At 36.9% G+C, this 12,598-nt stretch carries 13 protein-coding genes; 5 read left to right on the top strand and 8 right to left on the bottom strand.

All coding sequences use genetic code 11. The features are described from left to right. Positions 1–6 precede the first annotated feature (6 nt). From J7S27_02970 to J7S27_02955, 4 genes are read right to left on the bottom strand one after another with little or no spacing between them, the layout of a single operon-like run. Positions 7–831, bottom strand: a complete 825-nt coding sequence (locus J7S27_02970) for a polyprenyl synthetase family protein (protein QTU83499.1) — start codon at positions 829–831, stop codon at positions 7–9. Between the two features lie 5 nt (positions 832–836). Continuing rightward, on the bottom strand, positions 837–1,058 hold the full coding sequence (locus J7S27_02965) for an exodeoxyribonuclease VII small subunit (GenBank protein ID QTU83498.1): 222 nt from the start codon (positions 1,056–1,058) through the stop codon (positions 837–839). Continuing rightward, entirely contained in the window at positions 1,058–2,404 is a 1,347-nt protein-coding gene (locus J7S27_02960) for an exodeoxyribonuclease VII large subunit (protein QTU83497.1), read from the bottom strand. Before J7S27_02960 ends, J7S27_02965 begins: the two co-directional genes overlap by 1 nt. Beyond that, on the bottom strand, positions 2,397–3,257 hold the full coding sequence (locus tag J7S27_02955; protein QTU83496.1) for a bifunctional 5,10-methylenetetrahydrofolate dehydrogenase/5,10-methenyltetrahydrofolate cyclohydrolase: 861 nt from the start codon (positions 3,255–3,257) through the stop codon (positions 2,397–2,399). Before J7S27_02955 ends, J7S27_02960 begins: the two co-directional genes overlap by 8 nt. Before the next feature lie 120 nt (positions 3,258–3,377). On the opposite strand from J7S27_02955, the gene J7S27_02950 reads away from it, so the two are divergent. From J7S27_02950 to pepF, 4 genes are all read left to right on the top strand, one after another. Then, complete coding sequence (locus J7S27_02950) at positions 3,378–3,746, top strand: hypothetical protein (protein ID QTU83495.1); 369 nt, start codon at positions 3,378–3,380, stop codon at positions 3,744–3,746. 12 nt (positions 3,747–3,758) lie between these two features. Further along, on the top strand, positions 3,759–4,220 hold the full coding sequence (locus tag J7S27_02945; protein ID QTU83494.1) for a hypothetical protein: 462 nt from the start codon (positions 3,759–3,761) through the stop codon (positions 4,218–4,220). A gap of 96 nt (positions 4,221–4,316) precedes the next feature. Then, positions 4,317–4,571 (top strand): 30S ribosomal protein S20, encoded by a 255-nt coding sequence (locus J7S27_02940; GenBank protein QTU83493.1) that lies wholly within the window; start codon positions 4,317–4,319, stop codon positions 4,569–4,571. Between the two features lie 91 nt (positions 4,572–4,662). Further along, positions 4,663–6,459: an oligoendopeptidase F gene (gene pepF / locus J7S27_02935; GenBank protein ID QTU83492.1), complete on the top strand. Its 1,797-nt coding sequence runs from the start codon at positions 4,663–4,665 to the stop codon at positions 6,457–6,459. A 43-nt stretch (positions 6,460–6,502) separates the two neighbouring features. Here the strand turns inward: pepF and J7S27_02930 are convergent, their stop codons facing one another. Beyond that, complete coding sequence (locus J7S27_02930) at positions 6,503–7,969, bottom strand: LysM peptidoglycan-binding domain-containing protein (protein ID QTU83491.1); 1,467 nt, start codon at positions 7,967–7,969, stop codon at positions 6,503–6,505. Between the two features lie 148 nt (positions 7,970–8,117). Between J7S27_02930 and J7S27_02925 the strand changes: the two genes are divergently transcribed. Beyond that, entirely contained in the window at positions 8,118–8,723 is a 606-nt protein-coding gene (locus tag J7S27_02925) for a class I SAM-dependent methyltransferase (GenBank protein QTU83490.1), read from the top strand. Positions 8,724–8,760: 37 nt separating this feature from the next. On the opposite strand, the gene J7S27_02920 is transcribed toward J7S27_02925, so the two are convergent. Genes J7S27_02920 through J7S27_02910 form a run of 3 tightly spaced genes read right to left on the bottom strand, consistent with a single transcriptional unit; the run spans position 8,761 to position 12,537 of the window. Then, a complete protein-coding gene (locus tag J7S27_02920) occupies positions 8,761–9,720 on the bottom strand; it encodes an ABC transporter permease (GenBank protein QTU83489.1) in 960 nt (319 codons plus the stop codon). A 2-nt stretch (positions 9,721–9,722) separates the two neighbouring features. Continuing rightward, positions 9,723–10,781, bottom strand: a complete 1,059-nt coding sequence (locus tag J7S27_02915) for an ABC transporter permease (GenBank protein QTU83488.1) — start codon at positions 10,779–10,781, stop codon at positions 9,723–9,725. A 1-nt stretch (position 10,782) separates the two neighbouring features. After that, the gene (locus J7S27_02910; protein ID QTU83487.1) at positions 10,783–12,537 is read right to left on the bottom strand and encodes an ABC transporter ATP-binding protein; all 1,755 of its coding nucleotides are present in this window, start codon (positions 12,535–12,537) and stop codon (positions 10,783–10,785) included. Between the last annotated feature and the right edge of the window lie 61 nt (positions 12,538–12,598).

The raw sequence follows: 12,598 nt of genomic DNA, 5'->3' as shown, positions 1-12,598 counted from the left end.
ATTCTCCTAACGTAAATACGTCAAAAATGACGCCAACAACTGTGTGTCATAACCTTTAATCGCTTCTAACGCATCTAATGCACATTGTTTTTCTTTTTCCAAAGCATCAATGGCACCTTGTTTACCTAAAATCGCAACATACGTACTTTTTTCTAACGCTTCATCTTGCGTAATATCTTTAATGTCATTATGAATTTGAAATGCCAATCCAAAATGATACGCAAATTTATCTAGTTGTTCATAAATGTACTCATCAGCATTTACAGCAATGGCACCAATGCGTACACACGATTGTAATAACGCACCCGTTTTGAGTGCATGAATGTGCTGAACCGCTTCAAGTGTAGACGATTGCCCTTGCGCCATGATGTCATTCATTTGCCCACCAATCATTCCGTTACCACCAGAGCAACGCACCAATTGATCAATCATTTTCACTTTTTGATCTGACGTGTACACACTACCAACAATTAACCCAAATGCATGCGTTAATAAAGCGTCTCCTGCTAAAATGGCGGTAGGCTCATCAAATTGTTTATGACTGGTTAATTGACCACGACGGTAATCATCATTATCCATTGCGGGTAAATCGTCATGAATCAGCGAATACGTATGAATATATTCAATAGCACTTGCAATTGGATAAGCATTTTTCACATCTCCACCAAGCACGTAAACAGTCGCTAATGTGAGTAACGGACGCACACGTTTACCGCCATTGGATAAAGAATAATGCATGGCTTTGGCTAATCGTGAATGTTCAATGATTTGCGTTGTTTCTTGAATATACGATTCAAAATCACGATTTTCTTCAATAAATGTTGATAACATAAATTCTATTTAACCTCTTGAGCATCTGATAGACCGTTTTCACGCATAATCGTCATCACCGTTTCTTCTGCGGTATTTAATGTTTTACGACAAAATGCACTTAACGCCATACCCTCTTCAAAATATTTTAACGCATCTTCCAACGGTGCATCTCCATTTTCTAATTGCTTAACCAATTTGTCCAATTGTTGTAGCGATTCTTCAAAACTTTTCTTTTTCGTTGCCATTATTTTCTCTCCTCTATGTCAGTAACTTGCGCATTTAATCGTCCATCTGTCACATCAATCACAACACTATCCCCTACTTTGACGTCGTGTACCGAAGACACAATTTTATCTTTTCCGTTGACAATACTATACCCACGTTGCATGCTCTTCAACGGACTTAAAGCGTCTAATTTTTGGATAGCTACTTCAAACTGATTGTTTTTTTGAAGCAGGTTGTGTTGAATAGTATAGCGCAATTGTTGTTCTAACCGGTCTAAACGATTTCTTTGCTCTTCAATTAAAAAGCCCGGATTTTTATGAATATATTTTGAGACGATGCTATCCAGTTCATTTTTTAAACGTTCAATCGTTAATTTCATGCCTTTTTGTAATTTTTCAGTGCAGTCTTGAACTTTTTGAATATACGGATCATATAACCGTTCACTTTGTCTGAAGATATACGATTGTACAGTTGCGTTATATTGTTCTTTTTTACGTGAAACGGTTTTCGAAATAGCCGTTAATAACCGCCCGGATAAATCATCTATCGTACCTTTTACAACCGTCAACTCATCACGCGTAGCTATTTCTGCTGCAGCCGTTGGCGTAGCGGCACGAACGTCTGCAACATAATCAATCAATGTTGTATCCGTTTGATGCCCTACTGATGAAATAATTGGAATTGGAAAAGCACTGACGGCACGCACAACTTTTTCATCGTTGAATGACCATAAATCTTCAATACTCCCGCCACCGCGACCAATAATTACCGTATCGTAATCAATGTTTGCATCTAAAACGCGTTGTAAATTATGTAAAATGCTCGCCACACTATTTTTACCTTGCACAACGGTCGGGTATAAATCTAACGCTACAATGGGATACCGTCTACGAACAGTGGTTTCAATATCTTCTCTTACCGCACCCGTTTCACTCGTTAAAATCGCAATCCGTTTTGGAAAACGTGGGATTGCTTTTTTCGGCAAATCAAACAGTCCTTCATCACGCAATTTTTTTTCTAACGCTTTTAACTCTTCAAATAAAGCACCTATACCAGCCAATTCAAAATGCGTCATTTGAATTTGATAATTACTACCTTGATCATACGTACTCACGTGTCCAACAACCAATAATTTTTGACCATCTTCAATTTTAAACGGTGCCTGTTTTCTTGCAAAAACAAAACTGACAACTTTAATAGAGGCTTTATCATCTTTTAAATTAAAATAAATGTAGCCACTCGATTTATAAGAAACATTTGAAGCTTCACCAACGACATAAACCGTTTTAAGATACGGGTCATTTACAAATTTTCGATTAATGTATTGGTACAATGCCCCAACACTTAAATATTGCTTATCATTCATAAGATTTTTCCTGTTTTATCGCTTGCTGCAATGTTTGTTGCATTAGAGATGTAATGGTCATCGGCCCAACACCACCCGGAACCGGCGTCATAAACGACGCTTTTTGCATCACATTCGGATGAACATCGCCAATTAACTGACCGTTGGCATCACGATTCATTCCAACATCAATGACAACAGCGCCTTCTTTAATATAAGTCTCATCAATAAAATGCCCCTGTCCAATCGCCACAACAATAATATCGGCTTGTTTCGTCAACTCTTTTAAGTTTTGTGTTTTAGAGTGCGCCATAATGACAGTGGCGTGTTCTTGTTGTAACAACATCGCCATCGGTTTACCCACAATGTTACTTCTACCAATCACAACTGCTAGCTTGCCAGAAAGCGAAATGTCATAATGCCTCAGCAGATGCATAATGCCTAACGGTGTACACGCAACGGTACTTTCATTTCCCAATATAAAATTACCGACATTGGTTGAATGGAATCCATCAACGTCTTTATGCACATCAATAGCCGTTAAAATAATTTGTTCATCAATATGATTGGGTAACGGCAATTGAACTAATATTCCATGAACGCTACGATTCGTATTGCGCTCTTCAATGACTTTTAATAATTCATCTTGTGTAATGTTTTCCGGCAAAGTTATCGTTTCAGATACAAAGCCAATTTTTTCGGCAACAATTGATTTATTACGCACATAGACTTGACTAGCTGGATTATTACCAACTACGATGACACTTAAATTTGGTGCGCACTGATATCGTTTTTGAAATTCACGAACATCATCCTTTAATTTATCTTGTATTTCTAAGGCCAATGCCTGTCCATTCAATGTTATTGCAACCATATATCCCTCTACTTTCTATTTGCCTTATTTTAACATAAATCATCAAGACAAGAAAAGATTTGTATTTATTGTTGCTTTGCTTTAAAATAATAATATATTCAATATATTAGGAGGCTTTTAATGAGCATTAATGTCATCATCGCAATTTTATTCGGTCTTTCTGCATTACTCATTATTATTTCGCTATTTTTAAAAAATACGACAGCAAGAGAATTAGAAGAATTGAAAGACTATTCATTCGAACAAGCTCAAGAAATTTATAAATTACGTGAACGCGTGAGTTCTTTAGAAACATTTACTGGTTTACCAATGACTCAAGTCATTTCATTTACAAGCGAATACCGTAATTTAACAGAAATGACAAAGCAAAACATTATCGGTCTATATCATGAAGGACGTACCGCCGAAGAAATTTCATTATTCGCCAATATTCCATTGGAAACGGTACAAATTTTAATTGACCGTTATATTGCCGACTCTACAAAATAAGGAGCTCAAACTATGAAAAATGCATTTCGTTATATTGGTATTGGACTGTTTCTTGCCGGTTCAATTTTATTTGCATTAACCCATTTTAATGTATTAGATGGTGCAACTAAAGTATCGCAAGTGTCTACAACACTAACAAGTAGTACGTCGACGACTTCTGCAATGCGCACTACACAAATGACGACTACAACAACACAAACAACTACTGTGCAAACCACTCAAGCACCACAAGAAACAAGCACACCACAACGTTCAGGTGAAGTGACTTCTTTTGTCGTTACAGATGCCGCAACTACCTATTCAGTGGCTGACGATTTAATCGCAGCGGGCATTATCAATGACGCTGATGCTTTCATCAAACATATGGAAGACAACAATTTATCTCGCTTTATCCAAACAGGTACTTTTTCCTTACGCAAAGGGATGTCATTACAAGAACTCGGTGAAGCGTTGACAACTTATCCAGGTAACTAATCTAAAGAAAATGATTGCAATCGTGCTATTTCTTAGGTATAATAACTAACGTTGGTATTTAGGTATACCAAATAGAGAACGAAAGAGGTGAATTAAATGCCAAACATTGAATCAGCAATTAAACGTGTACGTACAGCAAATAAAGCAAACGTTCAAAACAACGCTCAAAAAAGCGCAATGCGTACAGCCGTAAAACGTTTTGAAACTGCAGTAGCTGAAGGTGCTGAAAACGCAGCAGACTTATTGAAAGTTGCTTTAAAAGCAATTGATGAAGCTGCTACAAAAGGTTTAATCCACAAAAACAAAGCTAGCCGTGACAAATCACGTTTATCAAAAAAATTAGCAAAATAATCATGAACAAAGCAAAACTTTTCGAAGTTTTGCTTTTTTTATTTTACTTTAATTATGTTATAATAAACTCATTATTTTTAGGAGGTATACTATGTCAAAAGCATTACCAAAACGTCAAGATGTTCCAAAGCACATGCAATGGGATACATCTCTACTCTATTCAAGTGACGATACGTTTAAAGCCGCTTTAAAACACTTTGAAGAAAACGTGCATCACTTTGTTTCTACATACAAAAATCATTTAACATCATCAACAATACTTGTTGAAGCTATAAAAGCGTACGAAGCCATTATCAGTGATTATTCTAAGTTAATGCATTACGCCTTTTTAAACTTGGACGTGGATAAAATGAATGTTGAATTAGGGACATTAGCCAATTTAGCGTTTTCAAAATTTGACACGCTATTACCCGAAACATCTTTTTTTGAAACACAATTATCGCAAATCTCTGAAGCGATTTTATTAGAAGTGACTGCACAGCACCCTGAATACACAGCTTACATTGATGAAGTGTTACGTCATAAAAAACATCAACTTTCTGATGTTGAAGAAGCCTTATTATCAAAACTGTCACCTGTGTTTAGTCATCCAAATAAAATTTATGAAGGCATTAAATTTGAAGACATGACTTTCCAATCGTTTGAAGCAAATGGCGAAACGTACCCTAACAGTTATGTTCTTTTTGAAAACGACTATGAATTAAGTCATGACACAGCATTACGCCACAACGCAAATGATTCGTTTTACAATACGCTACGCGCTTATAAAAACGCAACGGCGGCGGCATACATTTCACACATTAAAAACGAACGATTACAAGCCAAATTACGCGGATTCGATTCAACGATTGATTATTTATTGTTTAAACAAAACGTCTCACGCGATTTATTCAATCGCCAAATTGATGTCATCATGTCCGATTTAGCACCACATATGCGTCGCTACGTGAAATTAGTCGCTAAAGCGCATGGTTTAGAAAAAATCACACATAAAGATTTAAAAGTTAGCTTACCATCATCTTATAACGTTCGTATTACACCAGAAGAATCTAAACAATTATTAATTGACTGTTTAGCCGTCTTGGGCGATGATTATCGCAAAATCATTGAACGCAGTTACGATGAACGCTGGATTGATTTTGCTCAAAACGAAGGCAAATCAACTGGTGGGTACTGTGCCACTATTCATAATGGACCGTCTTACATTTTATTATCATGGACAGGTTTAATGAATGAAGTGCTTGTTTTAGCACACGAATTAGGACATGCAGGACATTTCCAATTGGCATCAAAACAAAGCATTTTAAACTATGACCCATCACTTTACTTCATTGAAGCACCATCAACAGCTAACGAAGTGTTAACATGTAATACACTGTTAAAACAAAATGATGACCCACAATTCCAAGCGTATTTAATTAGTGAATTAATTAGCCGTACGTATTTTCATAATATGGTCACACATTTATTAGAAGCTGCCTTCCAACGTGAAGTGTATACTCGTTTAGACAACGACGAATTTTTAAACGGCGATATTTTATGCGAAATTAAATTAAATGTGATCAAACAATTTTGGGGAGATGACTTTGAAATCGGTGAAGATGCCGGTTTAATTTGGATGCGTCAACCGCATTATTACATGGGATTATACCCTTACACTTACTCTGCTGGTCTAACAATTGGTACAGCTGTGGCAAAACAATTAGAAGAAAACCCTAGCGCCATTGCGGATAAATGGTTAGAAACACTATCACTTGGAGCAAGTTTATCTGCACAAGATTTAGCAATGCATGCTGGCGTGGATGTTTCAACAGATCAGCCACTTAAAGACACTATTGCCTACGTTGGTTCATTAGTTGATAAATTAGAATCAATTCAAAACTCATAAACACAAAGCAGCGTTGATGTGATGTCAACGCTGCTTTTTACAATTATTTAATTTTTAGCACTTGTCCAGGATGGATCAAATTATTTTGAATATTGTTTAATGTTCTTAAATCATCCATTGAAATACCGTGTGCCATCGAGATACCCCATACGGAATCACCACTTTTCACCGTATATGTATTTTCAGTCGTTACAGTAGATGGTGTTGTAGACGATACCGTTGTCGTTGTACCGTTAGACACTTTTAACACTTGTCCGGGATGGATTAAATTATTTTTGATATTATTCCACACTCTTAAATCATCCATTGAAATGCCGTATTCCATTGAGATACCCCATACAGAATCGCCACTTTGAACGGTATACGTTTTGGCTACTTGATTTGGTGTTACAGAACGCGTAGCAGGCGTTTCTACTACTGGAGTAGGCGTTGTCGCTTGTGCGACTGTAGGTGTTGTACCATTAGACACTTTTAACACTTGTCCGGGATGGATTAAATTATTATGAATGTTATTCCACGCTCTTAAATCGTCCATTGAGATGCCATGTTCCATTGAAATGCCCCATACAGAATCACCACTCTTAACTGTATACGTTTTGGCTACTTGTGCTGGTGTTGCAGAACGGAAAGCCACATCTTCTACTACTGGAGCAGGCGTTACGACTGTTGTCGGTTGTGTAACTACTAGTTGTGGTGTTGTCCCGTTAGACACTTTTAACACTTGTCCCGGATGGATTAAATTATTTTGAATGTTATTCCACGCTCTTAAATCATCCATTGAAATGCCATGTGCCATTGAAATGCCCCATACAGAATCACCACTCTTAACTGTATACGTTTTAGATGCCGTTGATGGTGTACTTATTTGAGTTGTTTGCGTACTATTTGGTGTTGGTGTTGTGACGGTATGCGGTGTATCAAAACGCGTTAAATTGTATTGTGCAATAATATTGTTTAACACGGTATTGTAATTTACAGCAGTTGCATATCGCCCTGTTAAATAGGCAGTAGCGTCTTGATAGCTTGATGTATTACTTTTCCATGCGCCACGGTAAAATTGTGTTCCTTTTAAAACACTAATATAATCTTGCAACGACTCTTTATACGACGGGTATTTTCTAAATGCTGCATCAATATAGTATACCGTTCCGTCTGGCGTATTTTCTGCCGTATTCATCGTTGTTGATTGCCCGTTAAATGCCCCTTTAACACCAAATAAATTATGATTTGGTCTTGCACTTAAAGCACTTTCTCCCCAACCGGATTCTAAAATCGCTTGCGCAATCATCACCGAAGCATACAAATCATTTTCGTGCGCCAATTGTTGCGCAAACGGTGCAATACTATCAATAAACTCATCTTGTTTTGTTTGCGCATGCACAACAGTTGGTGATACCGTTGAAACAATTTGCATCGCTGCAAATGACGCACTCATGACACCCCCTGTTGCCATCATTTTATTTTTCATTTTTCTGTCATATTCTCTTTGTGTTTTTCTTCTTTTAAACATGTCGGCTTCTCCTCTATCTTGTCACATCTATCTTATATGAAAATAGAGTCGTTTAAAATGCATTTCAACAGAATAAAATTATTTTAAAACGGCTGCAAAATTTGTCATCGTTTTGACATATTTGCTATACTATGACTAGGAGGACGTTATGACACATTTATTAAACGCATTACATGCCAATCACCAATTACTCAAACAACATATACAACCCGGAAATACGGTCATCGACGCCACAATGGGCAACGGTCACGACACGCTATTTTTAGCACAACTCGTTGGTCAATCAGGTGTTGTTCACGCATTTGACATTCAAGAGTCGGCTATTATAGCGACACAAAGCAAATTAGAAAGCGCCAACGCTCACTTACAATGCCAACTGCATCACATTGGACACGAATGTATCGATAACATACTTTCACCAAATGAAATGATCCACGCAGCAACATTTAATTTAGGCTATTTACCACGTGCTGACAAAAACATTACAACACTACCACACACCACCCTCAAAGCTTTAGTCAGCGTCTTAAATCGACTTGTGCAACATGGCATTGTGACGCTAGTGGTATACGACGGGCATGATAACGGCAAAGTCGAAAAAGAAACACTGATAAATTTTTTAACGATATTAAATCAACAACAGTTTACCGTTATGACTTATGCAGCGTTAAATCAACAGAATAACCCACCGATGCTCATTATGATTCAAAAAAGAGACGCAAACATGCCACCTATCGCTTACGCAACACACTAAAAACACCCAAAAGTCATCGCTTTCGGGTGTTTTTTAGTTATTTAGATTTAATATAATTTTTACCCGCTGCTGCTGGGCCTTCTGATTTTCCAATAAAGATGACCAATACAATGATTGTCACGACAAACGGTGCAATCGTTAATAAAATTGGTGGGACATCTTTAATGAATGGAATCGTTGTTCCGACAATACTTAAACATTGTGCCAATCCAAAGAATAAGGCAGATAACATTACGTTAATTGGTTTCCATTTTCCAAAAACTAATGCAGCTAAAGCCATGAAACCTTGTCCGGCAATGGTACTAACTGAAAAGTTACGTGTAATGCATTGTGCTACAACAGCACCACCGATACCGGCTAAAAATCCAGATAATAAAACACCTGCGTAACGATAAGCTGACACATGAATACCTAAAGTATCTGCAGCTTGTGGGTGCTCACCAACAGAACGTAAACGTAAACCAAAACGTGTTTTATTTAATACAAAAAACACAATGATTGTTGTTAGCACCGCCAAATAAGGTACTAAATACACATTTGTAAAAAATATTTTTCCAACAAAAGGAATACTACTCAACACTGGAATTTCTGTTAATTTAAACGTTTCTAAAATAACGTCCGTTTGCCCCTTATCTTCATAAAGTATTTTTGTTAATACTAAACACATTGACGGAGCGATTAAGTTTAATACCGTCCCTGAAATAACGTGTTCTGAACGTAACGTAATGGTAGCAATCGCGTGAATTAATGAAAATAGTACACCACAAATTCCACCAACGATTAATGATAGCCATGGTGTGATGGCACCAAACGTTTCAGCCATACTCAAGTTAAAAACGATTGATGAAAACGACCCAACAACCATAATCCCTTCTAGACCAACGTTGACAATACCACTTCGTTCTGAGAATAATCCACCTAATGCGGCAAAAATTAAAGGCGTTGAATACAGTAACGTTGATGAAACGAGTAACGCCAAAATTGCTGTAACATCCATATTTACACCTCTTCCTTTTTGCTAAATTTATCTAAAAAGATACGAATTAAGTAGTTGGCACCAACAAAGAAAATAATAACTGCTGTAATCACATTAATTAATTCAAATGGGACATTCGTCATTAATGACATTTCCGCTCTACCCGATTCAAAAATACCAAACAATAGTGATGAGAAAATAATACCAATTGGATGACCTAGTGCAAGTAAGGAAACAGCAATGCCATCCCAACCAATACTTGGTGCAGAACCTTTCATTAAGAAGATGGATTCAAATTGTCCCAAACCTTCCATAACTCCAGCTAAACCGGCTAACGCTCCACTTAATAACATGGCGTAAACAATGGTACGTTTTGTATTCATACCCGCATATTGTGCAGCATGTTTATTCAAACCAATCGCACGAATTTCAAAACCAAATGTTGTCTTTTTAAACATGAAATAAATACCAAATGCCGCAATTAACGAAATGATAATACCAGCATGAACCGTAGAATTTTCTGTCATTTCAGTTAAAAAGTCTAAACGTAAACTTGCCGCTTTTGGAATACTATCTGTCACATCTCCCGGAGGACTCGTTAAAACATTTCTAACTAAAAAGTCGGTAATATACACAATAATGTAGTTTAACATAATCGTTGTAATGACTTCACTTGAATGAAAATACGCACGTAACACACCAGCAATACCAGACCATACTGCACCGGCTAATGCACCCAATGTAATACATAACGGCAATAAGATGATTTGTGGTAAATCAGGAAACGATTGTGCCACCCAAACCGAAATCAACCACCCTGCTAGCGCTTGACCCGGCAAACCAATGTTAAAGAAACCTGCTTTATTGGCAACGGTAAAACCTAGCGCCGTTAAAATAAGCGGTGCCATTGAACGAATCGTTTGTCCAATACCGAATGGTGAACCTAACGCACCTGAAAATAAATAACTATACGCTTCAATCGGATCTTTTCCGATAAGTGCAATAACCATCGCACCAAAAATTAAGGCTAACGTAACAGATAAAATCGGCACTAATATATTTTTAAATTTCTTTTGATGCATTTTATTCGCCTCCTTTATCTTCATTAAAAATCACTGTTTCATGTTCGTGATGCGATATTTGATTTTCAATCACATCTTCTACAAAACTATCTGCTTCAACCATGTCATTTTGTTGTGTTGTTTCAACAGATTCTGTATTTTCAGAAATTGTGTCAGTATTGTCCTGTTCATCTTGTGCATGCGCAGAATAATCCGCAACAATATTCCCTTCATCATCAATTACACTAACTTGTGCTTCTTGTGGTGATACACCAGCCATCAACAAACCAAGTTGACGTTGTGTGGTTGTTTTAGGGTCAACAACTGCAACAATTCGACCGTCATACATAACCGCAATACGATCTGAAACATTAAAAATTTCATCTAATTCAAAACTCATTAACAACACACCTTTACCATTTGTACGTTGTTGAATTAAACGTTTGTGAATAAACTCAATTGCTCCAACATCTAACCCACGCGTTGGTTGCGCTGCAATGAGCAAATCGGGATTACGGTCAATTTCACGTGCAATAATCGCTTTTTGCTGATTTCCACCAGATAAAGAAGCGGCTGCTACTTTTTCATGCGGTGTACGCACATCAAATTCATTAATTAAATGCATTGCGTATGATGAAATGGTGTTGTGTTTTAAATTACCAAATTTACTAAACGGTTGTTGATAATACGTTTGTAACACGATATTTTCTTCAACACTCATACCAAGCACTAACCCATGTTTATGTCTATCTTCAGGAATGTGACCTAAACCAGCTTGTGTAATGTAACGTGGTGCTTTATTCGTAACATCTTTTCCATTTAATGTTACCGTACCACTTTCTGCTTTAGTCAATCCGGTAATGGCTTGAATAAATTCAGATTGTCCATTACCATCAACACCTGCCACACCAAGCACTTCACCAGCTCGTACCGTTAAATTAAGTCCTTTAACAATAGGTAAACCACGTGATTCATTCACTTGTAAGTTTTCCACTTTTAAAATGACCTCTTTAGGCTGAGCATCAACTTTTTCTGTTTTAAACGACACTGAGCGTCCTACCATCATATCGGCTAATTCCTGTGACGATACATTGTCAACATCAACCGTTTCAATCACTTCACCGCGACGAATAACGGTACAACGATCTGCCATTGCTTTGATTTCATCTAATTTATGCGTAATGATAATAACGGATTTGCCTTCTGCAGCAAGAGATTTCACAATTTTGATAAACTCATCAATTTCTTGTGGCGTTAATACCGCAGTCGGTTCATCAAAAATTAAAATGTCTGCACCACGATATAATGTTTTTAAAATCTCTACCCTTTGCTCCGTTCCAACAGAAATATCACTCACTAAAGCGTCAGGATTTACTTTTAAATGATATTTTTCAGATAGCTCTAAAATTTCTTTGCGCGCCTTTCTGCGATTCACTAAACCGACAACATTAGGCTCGCTACCTAAAATAATATTTTCAGTGACACTAAATTTTTTGACGAGCATAAAATGTTGATGCACCATTCCAATTTTTAATTTAGCCGCCCTATTCGGCGAAGAAATGTGCACAACTTCACCATTAATTAAAATATCCCCGCTTGTTGGCTGCAATAACCCGCACAGCATATTCATTAACGTTGATTTTCCCGCTCCATTTTCACCAAGTAATGCATGAATTTCGCCTTGCTTTACTTGTAAATTAATATTGTTATTAGCTGTAAAATCACCAAATTTTTTCGTGATATTACGCATTTCAATAACATACTTTTCATGTGTCATATGAAAACTTCCTTTCCATAGTTACTAGACTCATTTTAACATACTTTAACAAGAGAATAAC

This window comes from Carnobacteriaceae bacterium zg-C25 (assembly GCA_017945845.1).
GTDB lineage: Bacteria > Bacillota > Bacilli > Lactobacillales > Aerococcaceae > WM01.
Note: the sequence above shows the minus strand (reverse complement) of the source record. Positions and strands in the feature narration are given on the sequence as shown.

Bases quoted from the DNA above. Each gene is read 5' to 3' on its own strand.
- J7S27_02970 (QTU83499.1), bottom strand. From the start codon at position 831: ATGTTATCAACATTTATTGAAGAAAATCGTGATTTTGAATCGTATATT.
- J7S27_02965 (QTU83498.1), bottom strand. From the start codon at position 1,058: ATGGCAACGAAAAAGAAAAGTTTTGAAGAATCGCTACAACAATTGGAC.
- J7S27_02960 (QTU83497.1), bottom strand. From the start codon at position 2,404: ATGAATGATAAGCAATATTTAAGTGTTGGGGCATTGTACCAATACATT.
- J7S27_02955 (QTU83496.1), bottom strand. From the start codon at position 3,257: ATGGTTGCAATAACATTGAATGGACAGGCATTGGCCTTAGAAATACAA.
- J7S27_02950 (QTU83495.1), top strand. From the start codon at position 3,378: ATGAGCATTAATGTCATCATCGCAATTTTATTCGGTCTTTCTGCATTA.
- J7S27_02945 (QTU83494.1), top strand. From the start codon at position 3,759: ATGAAAAATGCATTTCGTTATATTGGTATTGGACTGTTTCTTGCCGGT.
- J7S27_02940 (QTU83493.1), top strand. From the start codon at position 4,317: ATGCCAAACATTGAATCAGCAATTAAACGTGTACGTACAGCAAATAAA.
- pepF (QTU83492.1), top strand. From the start codon at position 4,663: ATGTCAAAAGCATTACCAAAACGTCAAGATGTTCCAAAGCACATGCAA.
- J7S27_02930 (QTU83491.1), bottom strand. From the start codon at position 7,969: ATGTTTAAAAGAAGAAAAACACAAAGAGAATATGACAGAAAAATGAAA.
- J7S27_02925 (QTU83490.1), top strand. From the start codon at position 8,118: ATGACACATTTATTAAACGCATTACATGCCAATCACCAATTACTCAAA.
- J7S27_02920 (QTU83489.1), bottom strand. From the start codon at position 9,720: ATGGATGTTACAGCAATTTTGGCGTTACTCGTTTCATCAACGTTACTG.
- J7S27_02915 (QTU83488.1), bottom strand. From the start codon at position 10,781: ATGCATCAAAAGAAATTTAAAAATATATTAGTGCCGATTTTATCTGTT.
- J7S27_02910 (QTU83487.1), bottom strand. From the start codon at position 12,537: ATGACACATGAAAAGTATGTTATTGAAATGCGTAATATCACGAAAAAA.